Here is a 21,095-nt window from a genome sequence, read left to right as displayed (position 1 = left end):
AAATACATAGTCGGTTATTTGCAAAACCAGCCCTTTCATGCTCATAAGGTATCGTGATAACATTAGAACTCAGGGAGATATTTTACTCAGTAACCAAACCTTCTTCGCAAAGATATATATTTAATTTCACTCATAAACAAATAGTATAAGATTATTTACTAACAAAAATCATATAGGCAGAAAAGGTGTATAAGAGAAAAGAAATTCCCAAACATTTGGCTATATCCAAAACATTGCGTATCTTTGCAGTCGTTATGCGCCTGTGGCGGAATTGGTAGACGCGCTAGACTTAGGATCTAGTAACTCACGTTGTGCAGGTTCGAGTCCTGTTAGGCGCACTGAAATAAGAACCGGATAATTAGTAATCAATTATCCGGTTCTTTCTTTTATAAAACCTAATTCAATCCGAGATGGTATATAAACAAAGCCTTCAGGAGTGGATAGACAGTTTTCAGACAGCTGAGGTTCACACTACCGACCGCCACATTACAGACTTCTCAAAACAGGAGATATCCAAAAAAGAATGGATAAAGAAGAGCTTTCTTATAGCAGAAAGCTGTATTGAATATATCAAGAATACAGACTATCGCATATTCGTTTACATTGGTTTTGCCCTGAAAAACAGACGTAAGCCTTTTATTCCAGACACATTAAGTTTGGTAGCTATGGACAAATGGACACCTCCTTTCATCATCCTTTCCAAGACGAGAATGGAAAATGAAGAAAGCTATACTGCCTCCGAAATACTCAGCAAAAGCCTACAAAGGAACGTGTTCTTTTGGCAATATAAAGAAAAAGGACTGTATCTTTCAAATGTCTATATTGCGATAGAAGAATCAAAAGCATAAAAACTCACCCCACTATGAGTAAGAAAACCACCACCGTAGTTTATCTTAAACAAAATAGACAGGTCCTAAAAGTTCATCCGTTGACCTTAGCCAAGAGGCTATAGTCTAACACGGAGCCTTTAGGACCTGCCTTATTTATTTAGAACTTGTAAGCTACACCTACACCAAGTACCAACTGGTTGTAGTTGCTAATAATCTGATACTTCAACTCGGCGTTTACGCTCAAGTCCTTAGTAAGTTCATACTCAGCACCACCACCGAGGTTAACAGCAAGACGACCATCTGAACCCTCAACTACAGGGAGACCAGGAAACTCATACTTATAAGACCAGTTTGTATAACCAAGACCTGCAAGTGGATATACCTTAACCTTGTTTGCTACATCAAAGAGGTAGTGAACATTTGCATTGATATCCCACATTGAGACACCCTTATTCTTGAAGAAGTAGTCAACAGAAGCCTCACCTCTTAGCTGATCAGTGAAGTAGTACTGACCCTTAACACCAAGACCGATATTGTTTGTCTCAGAACCAAATACGAGCTGTGCACCAAGTGCCTTATCACCTGCCTGCGCTGAAGCTGAAAGACTCATAACTGCAGCACATACTAAAAGTAAAAGTTTTTTCATTTCTAATAATTGTTATGTTAAAAAAATAAGTTTATTTAGAGTGAGGACATCTTACAAAAAGAATGGTTATAAAAACCTATCAGCTTATTATTTCTGATTAACAGAATAACTAAAATTGAAAAAATGTCCTTTTATAAAACGATTTTTAGAGTATTATCCCTAATAGTCTTAAGTTTCTTATTATATTCGCGATAAACGAATTCTAACCTCATATACACTCTATTTCAATCCGTATGTATAGAGAAAGTACTTTATTACCGAGTGCAAATATATACAAAATACTTTTAACATCAAAGAAAAACAGCACAAATCTTACGAAAACAAGAACAATAAAGAGGGAATGTCAAATATTTTGGAGACTTAATGATAGATATCACCTTTCAGTTTACTTATTCTCTACATAAACGAAAGACAAATATCCGATAGTACAACAAGATTCCGACTAATCCCTTTATCTCCGGAGAAAACAAAAACTCTTGACTTTATACATAAAGCCAAGAGAAATGTTATAAAAATGCAAACTAACCCCAACACATTTTATAGAAGGGAATTAATCATCGTCTTCATCATCATATTCAGGCTCTGCCCACTCCACACGTGCACCATAAGCAAGGGTCTGATTCTTCTTTCCAGTACGAGCATTTCGTGTACTGGTAGGAACGAAGCGACACTTTACATTCTTAACATGTTTCTTGATATCGAAGTCGTCAGGATTGTCAACCGGCTCACTCTCTACTGTCAGATGGAATCGACCCAAGCCTTCAAGTGCTACAGTCTCGCCCTGACGAAGACGATAAGAGATTTCGTCAATCAAAGCTATAACAAGTCCTCGCACATCACCACGTGAGAACGAGGTATTCTCCTGAATAGAATCGGCAAGGTCATCGGTCGTTGCAACTCCAGTGCTAACAGTACGAGCATACCATTTACCAGCTCCTTTCTTATCCTTGAACTTACTCTGTTCCAGTCTTATTTCTACTGACATAATCTTCTACTTTTCGTTCCTTATTATATAACACAATGCAAATATAATCAAAATAAACAATTCACGCAAAACAAAATAAACTATTTTATGAAAACTATCCATGCCTTCTACTAACAAAACAAACAATTATATTATAAGTAGAAATAGATTCTTCCGTTAAATGTGTGGATGCTTTTCGTAGTTCCTTAACGAAAGAACCAAAGTTGCACATTAATCAAAATCATAGCTAAGACTATCAAATTACTTATTTCATTATCGCCTTCTGACATAGAAAACCCTTTCTATTTAATACCTCAATTATGTAGACATGGTTTTGAAAAATCATTACATAATTTCAAATAAAACATCTATAAATAAGGATAAAAACACGTATAAAAGGCAAGTTTGCAACCAACAGAAAATCAATTAGTTATAAAGCAACAAAGCTAAAGGTGCTTAATTGGACTTCAAAAGGGCGTTAATAAGACTTCAAAAGGGCACCTTTTGCAAGTCAATTAGGCGTCTTTAAGATGCCAAAAGAGCATGTATAGGTTTTGAGTTGTATGAAAAGAGTTTACAAATAGCAAACAATAAGGGAATAAGCTGTTCGTAGAAGACGAATAAAATAGTATCAATTTGTATTTATCGCTAACTTTATCCTCCTTTGAAAGCTTGTATAATTTGGTATAGTAATACCATACAAGTGTATAAGTCTTTATCCTCCCAACACGCTATATATTTAAAGGAAGAACCAGAAAAGCAATCAACAGCCAACCCATTCATAAGAAGATCTACCTAATTATAAAGTACATTACCAACACAACAAGCCATTACCATCAAATCATTTTCGCGAAAATAATTCATTAGATATAAATGAATTGAATAAGAAAGTCTCTTAGCAGCAAGCCAAAATGAGAATTTCAACTAAATTATTTGCCATTTGTTTGCGAGAATAAAAAACTTTCCTTACCTTTGCACTCGCCTTACAAAAAGTAAGGGGCGTTTAGCTCAGCTGGTTTAGAGCATCTGCCTTACAAGCAGAGGGTCGGCGGTTCGAATCCGTCAACGCCCACCAAGGGGTGTTTCCCTGTAATCTCTTGGGGTTGCAGGGGATTTTTAAAGGGCGTTTAGCTCAGCTGGTTTAGAGCATCTGCCTTACAAGCAGAGGGTCGGCGGTTCGAATCCGTCAACGCCCACCTTTAAAACTTGAAACGGATGACTTTGCAACATTGTTGTAAAGTCTTTTTTGTTTTATTCAGCTTTTATCTGCATCCTTTTTGATATTATTATTATTATTATTTGCGCTTTTACTGATTTTATTGCTAAATTTGCACCATATTAATAAATAAGATTATGACCCTTGACGCATTAACAGCCGTATCACCTATTGACGGACGATATAGAAGCAAAACAGAATGTCTTGCTGACTATTTTTCAGAGTATGCACTTATCCGTTATCGTGTTCGCATAGAAATTGAGTATTTCATCACGCTTTGCGAATTACCTTTACCACAACTGAAAAGCTTTAACAGCACACTTTTTGAACAGTTACGCGACATCTATCGCAACTTCGATGAGGCTGCAGCAGCACGTGTGAAGGAGATTGAGAGCATTACCAATCACGACGTAAAGGCGGTTGAATACTTCATCAAAGAGGAGTTTGATAAGATTGGCGGACTCGATGACTACAAGGAGTTCATCCACTTCGGACTGACTTCACAGGACATCAACAACACAAGTGTGCCATTATCTGTCAAGGAAGCCCTCGAAGAAGTATTCTATCCACAGGTTGAGGAACTGATTGCGCAACTGAAGGAATACGCTGAAGCATGGAAAGACGTACCAATGTTGGCAAAGACACATGGTCAGCCAGCCTCTCCTACTCGATTGGGCAAGGAGGTTGAAGTATACGTTTACCGTCTCAGTGAGCAGCTCGCAACCTTGCGCAACTGCAAGATGACAGCTAAGTTTGGTGGTGCTACAGGTAACTTTAATGCGCATCACGTAGCCTATCCACAGCATGATTGGCGTGCCTTTGGCAATCGCTTTGTCAGTGATAAATTAGGATTAGAACGTGAGCAGTGGACTACACAGATTAGCAACTACGACCACTTAGGTAGCGTGTTTGATGCCATTCGTCGAATCAATACCATCATCATCGACCTTGACCGTGACTTCTGGATGTATATCTCTATGGAATATTTCAAGCAGAAGATTAAGGCAGGAGAGGTTGGTTCAAGTGCAATGCCACACAAGGTAAACCCAATCGACTTCGAGAATAGTGAGGGTAACCTCGGTATAGCAAACGCAATCTTACAGTTCTTGGCACAGAAGTTGCCAGTAAGTCGCCTGCAGCGTGACCTTACAGACTCAACTGTTCTGCGCAATGTTGGTGTTCCTGTTGGACATAGCGTTATTGCAATACAGAGCACATTGAAGGGTCTTCGCAAACTCATCCTCAACGAAGAGAAGTTGAGAGAGGACCTTGAAAACACATGGGCAGTTGTGGCAGAAGCCATTCAGACCATCTTACGCCGTGAAGCCTATCCACATCCTTACGAGGCATTGAAGGCACTCACTCGCACAAACGAGAAGATGACAGAGGAGACAATACACGCATTCGTGCAGACACTCAACGTCAGCGACAGCGTGAAAGCCGAACTGATGGCAATCACTCCATACAACTATACAGGAATTTAACTACTCCTGTAGAGTCAAAGAAGAAGAATTTTAACTGAGTATCTCCGTCAAACGGAGTTCAAGATTTTTATAAACAACAAAAAAGTAATAACAAATTGGCCGTGAGGCCAGTAGTATCAAATTAAAAGTAAAACAATTATGGCAGAAGAATTCGAGAACAAAGAAGTTCAGTCTGAGCAGAATGAGAACAGCCGCGACGGCTATTCAGCAGCCGAACAAGGCGGCTATCAAAGAGAGTACCGTGGCACAGGACGCACACAACGTCCACGTATTCACAGCCAACGCGCTTACAGCAGCGACAAGGCTAATAGTAGCAACGACGAAGGCGGATTCCGTCCTGAGGGTTTCGGCTCTGGCTTACAGAGTGTAGGTCGTCCACAGCAGGGTGGCTATCGTCCACGTCAGAATAGCTATGGTGGCGGATATAACAGCCGTGGTGGTTATCAGAGCCGTCCACAGCAGGGTGGTTATCGTCCACGTTACAATAGTAACGGCGAGGAAGGCGGTTACCAGCCACGCCAACAGGGTGGATACAATCGTGGTGGATACCAAAGTCGTCCACAACAGGGTGGCTATCGTCCACGTTATAATAATGATGAGAATGGCTATCAGCCACAGGCTTATCGTCCACGTTACAACGCCAACAATGGTGCTGAGGGCGAGGAGAAGACAAGCTATCAAGCAAATCAGGGCGGTTACCAGCCACGTCAGGGTGGATACCAGCCTCGTCAGCAGGGTGGTTATCAGAGTCGTGGTGGATACAACAATAACCGTGGTGGATATAATAACAATCGCGGTGGATACCAAAGCCGTGGTGGATACAACAATAACCGCGGTGGTTACAACAGCCGTGGCGGATATAACCAAGGTGGTTACCGTCAGCACAGTGCTGATTATGACCCACATGCAAAGTATTCACTCAAGAAGCGTATTGAATATAAGGAGGAGAACTTCGATCCTAATGAGCCAATCCGCTTGAACAAGTATCTTGCTAACGCAGGAGTTTGCTCACGTCGTGAGGCTGATGAATTCATCCTTTCAGGTGCAGTAACCGTAAATGGCGAGGTTGTAAAGGAACTCGGTAGCAAGGTTATGCGTACTGATGAGGTGCTCTTTCAAGAGAAGCCAGTATCATTGGAGAAGAAGGTTTATGTCCTTCTGAACAAACCAAAGGATTATGTTACCACAAGCGACGACCCACAGCAGCGTAAGACTGTTATGGACCTTGTAAAGGGTGCTTGTCCAGAGCGTATCTATCCAGTTGGTCGTCTCGATCGTAACACAACAGGTGTACTGCTCCTTACTAACGATGGCGACCTCGCTTCAAAGCTTACTCATCCTAAGTTCTTGAAGAAGAAGGTTTATCACGTATTCCTTGATAAAGCTGTTACAGCTAATGACTTGCAGAAGATTTCTGACGGTATTGAGTTGGAAGATGGCGAGATTAAGGCTGACGCAATCGAATATGCTGACCCACAGGATCAGACTCAGGTTGGTATTGAGATTCATAGCGGTAAGAACCGTATCGTACGTCGTATCTTCGAGAGCCTCGGCTATCGCGTCGTAAAACTCGACCGTGTACAGTTTGCTGGTTTGACAAAGAAGAACGTACGTCGTGGTGACTGGCGCTTCCTCACTGAGAAAGAGGTTGACATGCTACGTATGGGTGCGTTTGAATAAAATAGAAACCTCCCCAAACCTCTCAAAAGAAGTGGATGTGAGAAACCAAGCAATGCTATTATTGAGGCATTAAACAGATTGGCAAACAACATTCCTCTCCTTTTGAGAGACTTGGGGAGTACCTAATTACAATATAACAAATGAAAAAAACAAAAGTCGTCGATGCTCTTGCTTGCACCGACTTTGGTAAAGATATTAACGTAAAGGGTTGGGTTCGTTCTCATAGAAGCAGCAAGGCTGTTGACTTCATCGCCTTGAATGATGGTTCTACGATTAAGAACATCCAGGTTGTTGTTGACCCTTCGACTATTGACGAAGACAAGCTGAAGAGCATCACAACGGGTGCTTGTATCAGCGTTGTTGGTACGCTCGTAGAGAGTCAGGGTGCTGGTCAGACCTCAGAGATTCAGTGTAAGGAGATTGAAATCTACGGTCTCTGCCCAAGCGACTACCCTATGCAGAAGAAGGGACAGAGTTTTGAGTACATGCGCAAGTATGGTCACATGCGTCTTCGTACCAATACCTTCGGTGCTGTATTCCGTATTCGTCACAATATGGCAATCGCTATCCATCAGTATTTCCATGAGCATGGTTTCTATTATTTCCATACTCCACTGATTACAGGTAGTGATGCTGAGGGTGCTGGTAATATGTTCCAGGTGACTACACTCGACCTTGATCGCGTTGCAAAGGGTGGCGAGGTTGATTATAGTGCTGACTTCTTCGGTAAGCGTACTAACCTTACCGTATCTGGACAGTTAGAAGGTGAGTTAGGTGCTACTGCACTCGGTGCTATCTACACCTTCGGTCCTACCTTCCGCGCTGAGAATTCAAATACTCCACGCCACTTGGCTGAGTTCTGGATGGTTGAGCCTGAGGTTGCCTTCATCGACAAGGACGAACTGATGGATCTTGAGGAAGACTTCATTAAGTACTGCGTTCGTTGGGCTTTGGAGCACTGTAAGGACGACCTTGAGTTCCTCAACAAGATGATTGATAAGGAGCTTATCGCTCGTCTGGAGGGTGTATTGAAGGAAGACTTCGCTCGCCTTACTTACACAGAAGGTTTCGAGATTCTTCAGAAAGCTGCTGCTGACGGTGTGAAGTTTGAGTTCCCTATCACTCACTGGGGTATGGACCTCAGCAGTGAACACGAGCGTTACCTCGTTGAGGAACATTTCAAGCGCCCTGTTATCATGACCGATTATCCAAGTGAAATCAAGTCGTTCTACATGAAGAAGAACGAAGACGGTAAGACAATGCAGGGAACTGACGTACTCTTCCCACGTATCGGTGAGATTATCGGTGGTTCTGTCCGTGAGGAAAACTACGAGAAGCTGGTTGAAGAGATTGAAAGCCGCGGTATGAAACGTGACATTTACGATTGGTATCTTGACACTCGTAAGTACGGAACCTGCCCACATGGTGGTTTCGGTCTCGGCTTCGAGCGTCTCATCCTCTTCGTTACTGGTATGCAAAACATCCGTGACGTAATCCCATTCGCACGTACTCCAAAGAACGCAGAGTTCTAACATAAAACACAAAAGGCGACTATCCTCCAAAAGGTAGTCGCTTTTTATTTACCTATAAGAACACTCCCGACGAAACTTAAACATAACACGTACATAAAAATAAATTATCATGAAACTAAAAAGAATCCCATCAAACCTTCTCTTACTGTGCCTTATTCTCTTAGTCAGCTGCTCTACTGACTCCTTCCAAGATGAGGACATATCGTTACGTAACTTGCATGAAGGTGACCTCATGTTCGTTGTGAAGGAAACAAGCAACCCTATCACAGATGCGACGCAAGGTATTAATGGATTAAAGATTGACCACGTGGCAATCTTCCATCATACGGATAGTGCCGATTATGCTTTAGAAGCCTACGGCAAAGCGGTGTCACTTACTCCTCTTACCAACTTCCTCAATCGTGCCAAAGGAAAAGAAGGAAAGCCACTCATTGCAGTAGGCAGAGTCATCGTTGACTGTGACATGAATACTTCTATGAAACAAGCATTAAGCTACCTTGGTCGACCATACGATCGTTTCTACATGCCGGATGACAAAGAAATCTATTGTAGCGAATTGATTCAGAAATCATTTGTCGATCATCACGGCTTACCTATTTTCTCAACAATCCCTATGTCCTTCCACGATAACAACGGAAAAATCTTAGATGCGTGGACTCAATTCTATGCCTTCTATCATCGTGAAGTACCAGAAGGAGAACCAGGAACCAACCCTGGACAACTGTCACGAGACAAAGCCATAAAGGTTAATTACGAATTCGAAACACCATCTTCTAAATAAATCATTCGTTGGGAGTGTCCTTCGTTATATCATAATACTATCAAAGAGTTAAGCTTTAACCCAAGTAGAAGTATAATTTCATTTGCTATCATTTTAACATTTCTCATTAAAATCCTATATATTAAGTATTTAAGAACTCATAGAGAGTGACAGGAATGACAGCAAATTAACTCACATGCAAACCTATCTAATCTACGACCCACTTACCTATCAACATTCGAACTGCGTTAAAATTAAATAATCTTTCAGGCTACATCTCTTAAAGACTTGACACGAAACATTATATTTTCTATTTTTGTAACAAGTATTAATTATTTAATTAAATCCAGTTACAATGAGAAAACTATCTTACGTAGACTTCCTTGTTTCGAAAACGAGACAAAGACTTATTCTTCTTTTCCTATTACTAATTCCAATAGCAGCATTCTCACAGAAAGGGACATTTAGGACCTTAATGCAGGTTCAAGGGACAGGACTTTCAAAACAGTTTAAGCCCTACGAACTCTGTTGCGACTTAGGTTATAATATTACCGATAACCTATATGCAGACCTTAGATATGAGAACGCTATTGCTCTCTTTAAAGAAAATGGTGTAAAAGACTATGCTCATAGTCACATTGTGGGCTTAAATCTTGGCTACGTAGTCTATCACACAGAGAATTGTAATATTGGTGCACAAATCGGATATGGCAGTAATATGAAACGAAAAAATAGTGATTGGAAATATGACTACTACGAGGCAATGGCGTTCACCGACTTAGGAACCTGTAAAATCAAGCCAAGATTCGGATTGGGCGTCCGCCACTATAACTCACGAATAAATCTCTACAAAGACAGAACTATCGTCTTTGCAAGTATAGGATTTGGAATTAACTGGTAATAACATCCATAATAATTACCCTTCAGTTTCACTGAAAACACAGGTTATTCTATAAGCTACTCCCTATCACAAAGAGCCATTTGCATAGGGAGTTTACCCTCCGCACCATTGGTGCTAAGCATCCGCACAATATGTGCTGGGAATTAACACCACAAGTGCTGAGCATTAACACGCAACTTATAAGTTCGTATTATAGCTCTCATTCATTAATAAACAGCGTTTTATTAACATTGTACTGTTCTACAAATTAGAGATATGAAAGTGGGGGTTAACAAGACAACATTATAAAATAAAAGTTTGCTGTCATTCCTATCACTCTATTATTGGTTATAAAGTACTGATAATAAACACAGTACCAAGAGTGTTAAATATGACAGCAAACTAAAACAAAAAGATAATTGGGGATTAGCTCAAATATAAATACAAACGTGATGGACAAATATTAGGCAGACAATTCTAACCTACTAAATATCCACCACGCCAAAGATTTTGATGATTCACCTATATCAAAAACTTACGGGTCAGTCCTAAAACCCAGTTGCAAGTCTACCCTCTTAAGCACATAATTTCATAAGTATTTATTACCTTTGCATCATGAAGAGTCACCAATTATTACGTTGCATCTTTCCAGATGTACTTGCCGACTACTTTGATGTGGTCGATATTCAAGAGAGTGTTTCTCAGTTTGATTTTTGGCTTGACGAGCGTAATTTTATGGAAAAGTCAGACCATAAGTTAGGCACCGTAAGCAGTTATGGTTTTACCAGCGAGCGTGTTATTCAGGACTTCCCCCTTCGTGGCAAAGCAGTTTACCTCCATGTTCGCCGTCGCAAATGGCGTGACAGTTCCAACGGAGAGATATTTACTTATTCATATGATGATTTGACGGCTGAGGGCAGTAAACTATCCCCCGAGTTCGTTTCTTTTTTAAAAGAATAGAATTGAGTCCACTGCAGAGAGCATCGCAAGTATCGGTGCTCACTATGGCGTAAATGGCAAGCTGTTATCCACACAGTACAAGGAACATCTCAGTGATTATCGTAGCTGGGATCAGTTAGATCATGCTCAAGACTGGCTATTGTTTGAAGACAACATAGGAGAGAATCTAAGTATTGATGAGACCTGTCTAAGTAGTGGCGAGGTTTATACTTTTCTGACCAACAAGGCGGGAAAGGGCAGAAAAGGGACTTTGGTAGCTGTGGTTAAAGGGACCAAGGCTGAGGACGTCATCCAAATTCTCAAGACGATAAACCTTTCTAAACGGGAGACTGTCAAAGAGATAACACTCGATTTATCATCTTCTATGATGCGTATAGCCCGCTCTGTTTTTCCCAAAGCACTTATTACCAATGACAGATTTCATGTACAGAAACTATATTATGATGCTCTGGATGACATGCGTATCGCTTACCGATGGATGGCAAGAGATAAAGAGAATGAGGAGATAAAAGAAGCTAAAAGTAAGGGAAAGGAATATATACCATTTAGATACAGCAATGGTGACACGCGTAAGCAGTTGCTCGCCAGAGCAAAGTTCATATTGACCAAGCACAAGACCAAGTGGACTGAAACACAGAAAGGTAGGGCACAAATCATCTTTGAACATTATCCGACACTGAAAAAGGCATATGACTTGGCTATGAAACTTACCGATATTTATAACATCAAGAGCATCAAGGATGCTGCAAGGCTGAAGCTGGCAAAATGGTTTAATGAGGTTGAAGAGCTGGGAGTGGACAATTTCTACACAGTGATTGACACGTTTGAAAATCATTATCAAACCATACTCAATTTCTTTGTAAACAGAGCTACGAATGCAAATGCCGAGTCATTCAATGCTAAGGTTAAGGCATTCAGGGCACAGTTCAGAGGAGTCACAGATATTCCTTTCTTTTTATATAGGCTTATGAAATTGTGTGCTTAAGAGGATAGGCTTGCAACTGGGTTTTAGGACTGACCCAAACTTACTTCATGCTTCTCGACTTTAATCTGCAGGAAGAATACATGACCTATAATCGCGTCTTAGCGAATAAGGCATTTCTTTCCATAGCCTAACCTTATAAGAATAGTCGGGTACTCGTTAGATATTTGAAGTTGCTTTACCATTTCTTTTGTAATATCATTTTCCTCATTAGGCTGATTGAGATAAGCATTTGCAATACCCATCTGCGTTGAACGCAGTAATATCCGTTCCAAGGTTCTGCCAAGTGCAACCCATTGTTCAACAGTATTATTTTTTGTTGTGAAAAGTACAAAATGAGATGCTGAAGCTATCTTTTTCCGATCACCTTTATTCTGCGTTTTCGCGTTGATAACCTTTGACATGATAAATTTTGCCAAGAATAGAGGAACATTTGGTGCACCAAAAGTAGCATAACTCAATCCATCTCTTGTATTATTCTGATGTCTCTTATTATAACGCATCCACTTTGTCAGCTCTGATTTGAAAGCTTCATTATTCATTTGTAAGCTATTACCAGCATAAACCATATTAGCAATCTTTTCATAATCAACAGTTCCCCTTTTGTAAAAATAAATAGAAATAGACGGGTCATTAGAAGTGGCTTTAAGTAGACTAATGCTATCTTTAGGAATTTCTTTTCCATCATAAACACTTCTATTTGTTTGTCTTACTGCGATTTGAGAGAACAATGAAGAATCAAATTGCTTTTTCTTATCTTTTGTAAGTAGAACTCGAATAAAGGAGTCCTTAATAACTTTAACTTCGGTCTGATACCCCTTTTCTTGAGCAGCAATACAAAGATTCTCTGTCGCGCACCCTAAGCTAACAAATAACTCTCGATGACTTGGGTCGACGACAGGTAACTCTTTTGACAAATCAGGGTATATATCAATTTCTGACTCTCTGATTTTAAAAAACCAAGGCTGTGTGTTATGCCCAGAAGGAGCCTTGCAAGCATTTTCAATCATAAACAGATAGTCTGAATTCTGTGCCATTATATTATCCATAAATCCCATAAAAATAACAAATACAATAATTACTTTTCTCATTCCTGAATACTTTTTATCCATAAGTCAACTATCATTTCTACCCCTTTCATTATCTCATCCCAGCCCTTATCAGTTTGCAAAGAAATACCGTTATATGACGAACATTGGTCTTCAATCAAAGCTAAATAGCTGATAGCAGCCGAGAGTATACTGGCTAAAGAGGCAACCTCTGTAATAGGACAACCTGTTAATGTACTTACCAGTTTGATTAGACTGCATCCATTTTCTTCACGTTTATCTCTAAGCTGCTCAATGCTTGTGTTGTTACAGGACAGTTCCCACCTACACAAACGTCGTAGAGTTACATCGTTTCGTAATTGCTCGATCTGCTTACGGAACATATTCTTTATACTGTCTCCTACAGATTGAGGATTGATAATAACAGTACCTGTATTAGCCCAATAATCCTTCTGCATTATAAACTGTGCAATTAACTCTTCAAATCCACCAAAATACCTATATATCAGCATCTTCGAAACATTAGCTTTTGAAGCTATTGTATTGATACCAAGCTTCTCGAATCCTTCGCTTTCTACGATACTTGCGACAGCTTCGAGTATTCTACTTTCTGTTTGTTCTCGATTCTTCATTCTATTATTTGTTTATGTTACCAATTGGTAACCGCAAAGATAAGTTACCTAACGGTAACATTGTAATAATCTTCCAAGTTATCATTGCTTTTTCATGTTATTTAACAACGAACTTGATAAAATAACAATTTTATAGACAACACTATTATCAATTTAGGTGGTAAAACAAAGTTGTGAGTTTACAAAACAGGTTCTTGAATTCAAATCAGTTCTTAACTACTAAAATAGCAAACTTATAAAACATAACGATAACTCTCACTCATAGGTATTCAGGGGTTCATTAACATAGCATGATTATAAATGAAGCTAGATTTTAAAAAGACAACATTATAAAATAAAAGTTTGCTGTCATTTCTATCACTCTATTATTAGATATAAAGTACTGATAATAAACACAGTACCAAGAGTGTTAAAAATGACAGCAAACTAAATAAAAAAAACTCTAACTTATGGAGCTATTTTCTACACCAATTTCATAAAACATTACTTATCTGCTGCAGCCTTCTCAGCCTTAAGGCGTTTATGTTCCTCCAGCATCTTTGCAGCACGCTCATGGGCGATACGAGCAGGCTCGCTTGTAGCCTCATCTTCAGGACGGATACGCATAGTGTTAGCAAGATTAACAAGATCTTTCACAGCTTCTCCACCTGCAATAAGTCCAGCCGCAGCTGGTACCCACGCATTAGAGCTTGGAATAGTATGACGGTCAGTACACTTACGCATATCCTTATCGGGACAGATACAGTGAAAACGACAAGAGATCTCTGGTTGTTCGATACTTTCAAGCGGTTCTTCAGGACTATATACTACTTTAAGATGCTTAATTTTTGTCTTACGAAGTTTCTTACGAATCACCTTCGCTAATGGGTCGTTGATTGTCTTGAAGATGTCAGTCACACGGAACTGTGTGGCATCAAGTTTATAAGCAGCACCCATACAAGAAAGCAATGGGATATTCATTTCATGACAACGATAGATAAGATCAAGCTTAGCTGTTACAGTATCAATACAATCAATGACATAATCATAATGAGAGAAGTCGAACTGATCGGCGTTATCAGGCAAATAGAATGTCTGATATTTCCGCACGATACATCGTGGATTGATTGAGTTAATGCGCTCTTCAGCAACATCTACTTTGTGCTTTCCTACTGTTCGAGTAGTAGCAAGGAGTTGTCGGTTGACATTCGTTAGACAAACACGGTCGTCATCAATAACATCAATAGCTCCCACGCCACTGCGTGCCAATACCTCTACTGCATATCCGCCAACACCTCCAACACCAAAGACTGCGACACGACTACCATTAAGCGTATCGATAGCGGGCTTACCAAGAAGAAGTTGGGTTCTTGAAAATTGATTCTGCATCGTATTTTATTATACTTTATTTATACTGCAAAGATACAATAAAAAAATGATTTAAGAGAGAGTATCTTATTTTACTAAGCGTATTGACAGGGGTTCAACCATAATCAAATGACGTTTATAGAGGTCGCCAACAGCGCGTTTATACACCTTTTTCGACACCTGAAAACGTCGTTTAATATCCTCTGCTTCACTCTTATCACCAAGATCACATACTCCATCGTTATCTTTCAGATATTGAAGTAGGACCTCTGCAAAGCCTTCCGCATGCTGTTGTCCTGTTGGTTGAAGTGTACAATCAATCTTACCATCACGGCGAACCGTAGAGATGTAACCCTTCAAGCGATCACCAGTATGGACATATTGGAACACTTGATCCTCATAGATAAGTCCAGGATACTGATTGTCAACAATGACTTTGAATCCAAGATCAGTCTTCTGCCATACCAGTAGGTCAACTTCCTGCCCATGCTTATAGCCTCGTGGCTGTTCGTCAAGATAGTGCTCAACCTTTGCAGAGGCAACAAGACGATAGCTCTCTTCGTCAAGATGAACATAAACAATATAGCTATTGCCAATGACCATGCGCTTCTTTTGCTCACGGAAAGGGCAAAATAGGTCTTTCATCACACCCCAAGACAGGAACGCACCATACTCATTCACCCACGAACACTCCAAGTAAGCGAAGTCGCCTACCTGCGCCAAAGGTTCTTCAGTAGTAGCAATCGGGCGTTCATCCTGGTCGAGATAAACAAATACTTCCAGTTCATCCCCAATCTCAGTCCCCTCTGGGACATACTTCTGAGGCATGAGTATCTCACCAGCCGGTCCACCATCAAGGTAGACTCCGAACGGATCACCATTGCCTTCACGCAAGGCAATCTTCAGTACTGTGAGCGTATTGTATGCTCCAAGTTTTATTTTAGACATAATGTTCAATATTTAAGTGCCTAAGCCAGAATGACATAAAGACATATTTCTTCAATGACATATTTTTTTACCGAGTTTAAATGAGATTTTCTTTTAGGAATGAGAACTATACACTCTGTACTTGCGTTTTATTTCTAATCTCTCTGCAGCACCAAAGTTTATAAGCAGACCATTATCTACTCCAGCTACTGAAAGGTAGTTTACCAATTGAATTGCGTGTGCTGGAAGTAACTGAGCAACTGCTTTTAGTTCGATGATTATACATCCTTCTACAACAATATCTGCTCTGAAATCACCTATAATATGTCCTTTATATCGAACAGGCATTTCTACTTCATCCTCCACTTTAAGTCCAGCGTCTCTGAGTTCTATCAGTAATGCTTTCTTATATACACTCTCTAAGTACCCAGCTACCAAATGACTTCGAACTTCATAGGCTTTGTTAATTATCAACTTTATAAGTTCTTCTATGTTCATCAGGCGATTAGTATTAATTAAGTTTATTGTCAGCCAACATAATCTATATAGAATATGTCATTAAAAAGATGTGTCTTTATGTCATTCTGTCTCTTGACAAACGTCATTCTGTATCAAGCCATCTTTAAGATGTATCGTTCTATCTGTGATACTTGCGAGCCCCTCATCGTGTGTAACGATAACGAAAGTCTGACCGAACTTATCACGGAGATCGAAGAAGAGTTGGTGCAGTTCCTGCTTGTTCTTACTGTCCAAACTACCAGAAGGCTCATCAGCAAGGATAACTGCAGGGTTGTTCACCAACGCACGAGCTACTGCCACACGCTGCTTCTCACCACCAGAAAGTTCGTTAGGCTTATGATTAGCACGATCGCTCAAGCCCATAAATTCCAACAGTTCTTCAGCACGCTGACGTGCTTCCTTATTCTTCTTGCCTGCAATATAAGCAGGAATCATAATATTCTCAAGAGCTGTAAACTCAGGAAGAAGCTGATGAAACTGGAAGACAAAGCCTAAGTGCTGGTTGCGGAAATCACTCAACTTACCGGCTGACAGGCTGCCCACGTCAATACCATCCACAACAACAGAGCCACTATCTGGCTTGTCCAGCGTTCCAAGTATCTGTAACAAGGTGGTTTTACCAGCTCCAGATGGACCAACAATACTGACAACCTCTCCCTTCTCAATACGAAGGTCAATACCCTTCAACACTTGAAGCGAACCAAAACTTTTAGTTATGTTCTTAATGTCAATCATATTCTATTATTTTATTGGGGCTATTGGGCTAATTAGCCATATTAGCCTAATTGGCCTTATTAGCCTAATAACCACTTATACCTTATTATGTATCCACTCTCTTACAGCCTCGTATGCACTACGTTCCTCCGTATGCTGTGGCTGAGCGAAGGTCATATCGTCCATTCGATTACCATACTGATCAGGAAAGATAATCATGATTGTCTTACCTTTAATAAACTTATTCAGTTCTTCAGGAAGTCTTTCCATTGCCGTCTTATAAGATATCGTACCCTTACGTGCTGTCACTATGACAAAGAGGTGGTCCTCTCGAACCTGCGAACCAAGCGTTGGTAAATCCTTCCAATGCGCCATCTCTTCATATTCAGCCCTAACACTTGGGAAGCGATTGCGAATAAATTCATTGACAAGTTGCAACGTTTCGTTACGTCCATGGAAAGCTATACGACACTCTAAGTTGCCTGCCATACGTGCCAATCGTTCCAACCAACGGTAAAAACCTGGTTCAAACTCTGCACGAGAAGGGATTGCTACCTGTATTCTGCGGATTGTATTCAGTGGTTGCAAGATACGTGTAACGATAATCTGACGGCTCAAACCATTGTATAGACTTCGTGTAAATTCTCCCCAGAAGCTACGATTAATCTCCTTATGGAAGTGTAATCCCATCAGAATCTCTGACGCCTGAAACTCTTTAAAAGCATGTTTAATACCATTGGCAATATTTGCAGCAACACGTACCTGCGTCACCATCGGTACATCTGACGCACTCGCCAAATGGCAAAGATGGTCCAACAAACGCTGTCCCTCCGCCTGGTTATGGCGCATATTCACATCATCATATACCACATTCAATGCCACCAACTCTCGTTTCAAACGTGGATTACGCATCAATGTAGCCATGGTTACGAGGTTATCAGAATACTCTGGGTACTTCACCGGAATCAGAATCTTCTCATCATCAAGGTTCTTCATCATATTCTGATCTTCCTTTTCCTGCAAACGGAGACGTTGTGCAGCACGTTCTGTAATGACGGTTGAGATGACACAGGTAAAGAGTATCATGATTACTATTCCATTCAGCACCTCGTCACCAAAGAGATATTGACCTGGTGCCACCTCTAATCTACGCCCTACCATCACCATCGCAATAGCACCAGCTGCATGGGCGCTGGTCAAACCAAACATCATGTGACCAGCCAACCAAGACATACGGAAGATACGAGCTGCCAAATAAGCTGCTACAGCCTTACCCAAAGTACCGAAGAAGACGATACAGAATACAACCCAAAGTATCTTACTTCCTGCAAAAAGCAAACGTACATTAATCAGCATTCCTACTCCAATAAGGAAGTAAGGAATGAAGAGTGCATTACCAGTAAATTCTATGCGGTTCATCAATGGAGACACCTTTGGCACAAATCGGTTCAATATCAAACCTGACATGAACGCTCCAAAGATTCCTTCTAAACCCACAGCATCTGACAATGCTGCCGAGAGAAACACCACTGCAAGGATGAAGATAAACTGCATCACAGCGTCGGAATATCGACGAAGGAACCAACGTGTCACACGTGGTATCACCATAATCAAACCCACACAATAAGCCACAAACTTCAAAATGAATAGTAGCCAAAAGAGTATGCCACCATTGCCATGAAACGAATTGACGATGGAAGCCATGACTATCAAAGCCATAAAGAGCGCCATCATAGACGAACCCACGCTCAACGTCGAACTCGTATGTCGTGTTAATCCGTATCGTCCCACTATCGGATAGGCTATCAATGTATTAGAAGCCATGATTGCCGCAAGCAGAAGCGATGCCAGAGGGGTATAGCCCAAAAGGCTGACACCCATAAAATAGGTCATTGCAAAGGGGACAAGGAAGGTCAACATACCGAAGATCATCACCCTATTACGGTTTTTCTTCAGTCCCTCCATATCCATTTCCAGACCTGCAAGGAACATGATATAGTACAGTCCTACACGTCCAAAAAGTTCAAACGAGGCATCACGACCAAGAATATTCAGTCCATATTTTCCAACAAGGACACCTGCCAACACCATACCGATGATATGTGGAATGCGCAGTCGTCCCATAATGATAGGCGAAAGCAATATCATCAGCAGAACAACAAAGAAAATCAATGTCGGGTCGGTTATCGGGAAATATTGAGATAAATTCAGCATGCGTATCTATAAATTACTGTCTGCAAAGTTACGAAAAAACTTTGGCAACCACCTAATAATACCTCTCTAATAAGGGTTCTTTCGTTGAAGCTATAGGAAAAGCATCCAAACATTTAGCGGAAGAACCGAGGTTACTCATAAAACAACAACATAGATAAGACTTTCAACTTCCTTCTATATTATCGTCCTCCAACACAGAAAACCTTTTCATCTAAACCCGTCAAAAACACAGAAAAGACCCTGAAAAATCATTACATTTATTCTATTAAACCTCCTTCAAAATCGAGCAAAAAGCCGCATAGTAAGCGACTTTGCAACCAACAGAGAATCAAAGAGTTATAAAGTAACAAAGTAAAAGGTGCTTAATTGGACTTCAAAAGGGCGTTAATTAGACCTCAAAAGGGCACCTCTTGCAAGTCTATTAGGCGCCTTTAAGAAGCCAAAAGAGCATGTATTGGCTTTTAGTCACACGAAAATAGTTTACAAATACCAGAGATATAGGAATATGTGGTATTGTCTTTAAAAAGTGTATAAACCTTTATTCTATTCCTATCTATGCTTTTAACGGAAGAACCCTAATAAACCTATATAATCCTCACAACATGACAGAAAACAACGATACACAACAGATTATATCTATCGAAACAGAAAAAAGACTAACATACCGTTGTTTGTCTTAGGGAAAAATAGTATATTTGCAACTACGAATAGGTTCGTAAACAATTAAAGATAAAAGATATGAAAGTAGCAATTGTTGGTGCCAGTGGTGCCGTAGGTCAGGAATTCCTGCGCATCTTAGCTGAGAGAAATTTCCCAATGGACGACCTCGTTCTCTTTGGTTCAGAGCGTTCAGCAGGTAAGAAATACACATTCAAGGGTAAGGAATACGAAGTAAAACTGCTCCAGCATAACGATGATTTCAAGGATGTAGACATCGCCTTCACAAGTGCGGGTGGTGGTACATCAGCCGAGTTTGCTGAAACCATCACCAAGTATGGTGCTGTGATGATTGACAATTCAAGCCAGTTCCGTCAGGATAATGACGTACCATTGGTTGTTCCAGAAATCAATGCCGAGGATGCTTTGAACCGTCCACGTGGCATCATTGCCAACCCTAACTGTACTACCATTATGATGGTTGTCGTATTGAATCCTATCGATAAGCTCAGCCATATCAAGAAAATACATGTCAGCAGCTATCAGAGTGCTTCTGGTGCAGGTGCTGCCGCTATGGCAGAGTTGCAACAGCAGTACAAGGAACTTGTTGAGACTGGCGAAGTGAAAACCATCGAGAAGTTCCCACATCAGTTGGCATACAATGTCATTCCACAGATTGACAAGATGACAGAGAACGACTATACAAAGGAAGAGATGAAAATGTTCAACGAAACACGTAAGATTATGCACTCTGATGTTCGCACTTCTGCTACCTGCGTTCGTGTGTCTTCTCTCCGTAGTCATTCTGAGGCTGTATGGTTCGAGACCGAGCGTCCACTCTCTGTTGAAGAGATTCGTGAGGCTTTGAAGGTTGCCCCTGGTGTTACGGTTGTTGATGATCCACAGAACTATGTCTACCCTATGCCACTCGAGAGTGCTGGTCACGATGATATCTATGTGGGCCGTATCCGTAAGGACCTTGCCGATGACAATGGTAATACACTCTGGCTCACTGGCGATCAGATCCGTAAGGGTGCTGCATTGAATGCGGTACAGATTGCGGAGTATTTGATTAAGGTGGGGGATGTGAAGTAAGAATATA

Annotated in this window: 17 protein-coding genes, 3 tRNA genes and 1 pseudogene; 12 read left to right on the top strand and 9 right to left on the bottom strand. The window is 40.6% G+C overall.

All coding sequences use genetic code 11. The features are described from left to right. Nucleotides 1-256: 256 nt before the first annotated feature. Nucleotides 257-338 (top strand) — tRNA-Leu (locus J4861_RS05820). A gap of 72 nt (nucleotides 339-410) precedes the next feature. Continuing rightward, on the top strand, nucleotides 411-848 hold the full coding sequence (locus J4861_RS05815) for a hypothetical protein (RefSeq protein ID WP_211817209.1): 438 nt from the start codon (nucleotides 411-413) through the stop codon (nucleotides 846-848). Nucleotides 849-987: 139 nt separating this feature from the next. On the opposite strand, the gene J4861_RS05810 is transcribed toward J4861_RS05815, so the two are convergent. Together J4861_RS05810 and J4861_RS05805 are read right to left on the bottom strand one after the other, a co-directional pair. Beyond that, nucleotides 988-1,476, bottom strand: a complete 489-nt coding sequence (locus tag J4861_RS05810; RefSeq protein ID WP_211817208.1) for a porin family protein — start codon at nucleotides 1,474-1,476, stop codon at nucleotides 988-990. Nucleotides 1,477-2,026: 550 nt separating this feature from the next. After that, a complete protein-coding gene (locus J4861_RS05805) occupies nucleotides 2,027-2,461 on the bottom strand; it encodes an HU family DNA-binding protein (RefSeq protein ID WP_004360708.1) in 435 nt (144 codons plus the stop codon). A gap of 976 nt (nucleotides 2,462-3,437) precedes the next feature. Between J4861_RS05805 and J4861_RS05800 the strand changes: the two genes are divergently transcribed. The 9 genes from J4861_RS05800 (at nucleotide 3,438) to J4861_RS05760 (ending at nucleotide 11,937) form a co-directional block, all read left to right on the top strand. Further along, nucleotides 3,438-3,515, top strand: a tRNA-Val gene (locus tag J4861_RS05800). 46 nt (nucleotides 3,516-3,561) lie between these two features. Continuing rightward, nucleotides 3,562-3,636, top strand: a tRNA-Val gene (locus tag J4861_RS05795). Nucleotides 3,637-3,793: 157 nt separating this feature from the next. Next, entirely contained in the window at nucleotides 3,794-5,140 is a 1,347-nt protein-coding gene (gene purB / locus J4861_RS05790) for an adenylosuccinate lyase (protein ID WP_211817207.1), read from the top strand. 138 nt (nucleotides 5,141-5,278) lie between these two features. Then, complete coding sequence (locus J4861_RS05785; protein ID WP_211817206.1) at nucleotides 5,279-6,820, top strand: pseudouridine synthase; 1,542 nt, start codon at nucleotides 5,279-5,281, stop codon at nucleotides 6,818-6,820. A 140-nt stretch (nucleotides 6,821-6,960) separates the two neighbouring features. Then, entirely contained in the window at nucleotides 6,961-8,352 is a 1,392-nt protein-coding gene (gene asnS / locus J4861_RS05780; RefSeq protein WP_211817205.1) for an asparagine--tRNA ligase, read from the top strand. Nucleotides 8,353-8,461: 109 nt separating this feature from the next. Further along, the gene (locus tag J4861_RS05775) at nucleotides 8,462-9,133 is read left to right on the top strand and encodes a YiiX/YebB-like N1pC/P60 family cysteine hydrolase (protein ID WP_211817204.1); all 672 of its coding nucleotides are present in this window, start codon (nucleotides 8,462-8,464) and stop codon (nucleotides 9,131-9,133) included. 334 nt (nucleotides 9,134-9,467) lie between these two features. Beyond that, on the top strand, nucleotides 9,468-10,013 hold the full coding sequence (locus tag J4861_RS05770; protein ID WP_249110874.1) for a hypothetical protein: 546 nt from the start codon (nucleotides 9,468-9,470) through the stop codon (nucleotides 10,011-10,013). A 594-nt stretch (nucleotides 10,014-10,607) separates the two neighbouring features. Then, the gene (locus J4861_RS05765; RefSeq protein ID WP_211813866.1) at nucleotides 10,608-10,952 is read left to right on the top strand and encodes an ISAon1 family transposase N-terminal region protein; all 345 of its coding nucleotides are present in this window, start codon (nucleotides 10,608-10,610) and stop codon (nucleotides 10,950-10,952) included. Nucleotide 10,953: 1 nt separating this feature from the next. Further along, a complete protein-coding gene (locus J4861_RS05760) occupies nucleotides 10,954-11,937 on the top strand; it encodes an ISAon1 family transposase (protein WP_428842164.1) in 984 nt (327 codons plus the stop codon). Between the two features lie 60 nt (nucleotides 11,938-11,997). On the opposite strand, the pseudogene J4861_RS05755 reads toward J4861_RS05760, so the two are convergent. The 7 genes and pseudogenes from J4861_RS05755 to J4861_RS05725 form a co-directional block, all read right to left on the bottom strand. Further along, nucleotides 11,998-13,025, bottom strand: a pseudogene (locus J4861_RS05755) (Acg family FMN-binding oxidoreductase). Further along, entirely contained in the window at nucleotides 13,022-13,615 is a 594-nt protein-coding gene (locus J4861_RS05750) for a TetR/AcrR family transcriptional regulator (RefSeq protein WP_211817203.1), read from the bottom strand. Before J4861_RS05750 ends, J4861_RS05755 begins: the two are co-directional and overlap by 4 nt. A gap of 483 nt (nucleotides 13,616-14,098) precedes the next feature. Then, nucleotides 14,099-14,983 (bottom strand): tRNA threonylcarbamoyladenosine dehydratase, encoded by an 885-nt coding sequence (locus J4861_RS05745; RefSeq protein ID WP_211817202.1) that lies wholly within the window; start codon nucleotides 14,981-14,983, stop codon nucleotides 14,099-14,101. A 66-nt stretch (nucleotides 14,984-15,049) separates the two neighbouring features. Continuing rightward, a complete protein-coding gene (locus J4861_RS05740; protein WP_211817201.1) occupies nucleotides 15,050-15,910 on the bottom strand; it encodes a CvfB family protein in 861 nt (286 codons plus the stop codon). Nucleotides 15,911-16,003: 93 nt separating this feature from the next. After that, entirely contained in the window at nucleotides 16,004-16,387 is a 384-nt protein-coding gene (locus J4861_RS05735) for a GxxExxY protein (protein ID WP_211817200.1), read from the bottom strand. An 81-nt stretch (nucleotides 16,388-16,468) separates the two neighbouring features. Further along, nucleotides 16,469-17,143: an ABC transporter ATP-binding protein gene (locus J4861_RS05730; RefSeq protein ID WP_211817199.1), complete on the bottom strand. Its 675-nt coding sequence runs from the start codon at nucleotides 17,141-17,143 to the stop codon at nucleotides 16,469-16,471. A gap of 75 nt (nucleotides 17,144-17,218) precedes the next feature. Further along, nucleotides 17,219-19,336 carry a cation:proton antiporter gene (locus J4861_RS05725; RefSeq protein ID WP_211817198.1) on the bottom strand — a complete coding sequence of 706 codons (2,118 nt, stop codon included), beginning with the start codon at nucleotides 19,334-19,336 and terminating at the stop codon, nucleotides 17,219-17,221. 738 nt (nucleotides 19,337-20,074) lie between these two features. Between J4861_RS05725 and J4861_RS05720 the strand changes: the two genes are divergently transcribed. Then, nucleotides 20,075-21,088 (top strand): aspartate-semialdehyde dehydrogenase, encoded by a 1,014-nt coding sequence (locus tag J4861_RS05720; RefSeq protein ID WP_211817197.1) that lies wholly within the window; start codon nucleotides 20,075-20,077, stop codon nucleotides 21,086-21,088. Nucleotides 21,089-21,095 lie beyond the last annotated feature (7 nt).

Origin of the sequence: Prevotella melaninogenica (genome assembly GCF_018127925.1) — a bacterium.
GTDB lineage: Bacteria > Bacteroidota > Bacteroidia > Bacteroidales > Bacteroidaceae > Prevotella > Prevotella melaninogenica_C.
Note: the sequence above shows the minus strand (reverse complement) of the source record. Positions and strands in the feature narration are given on the sequence as shown.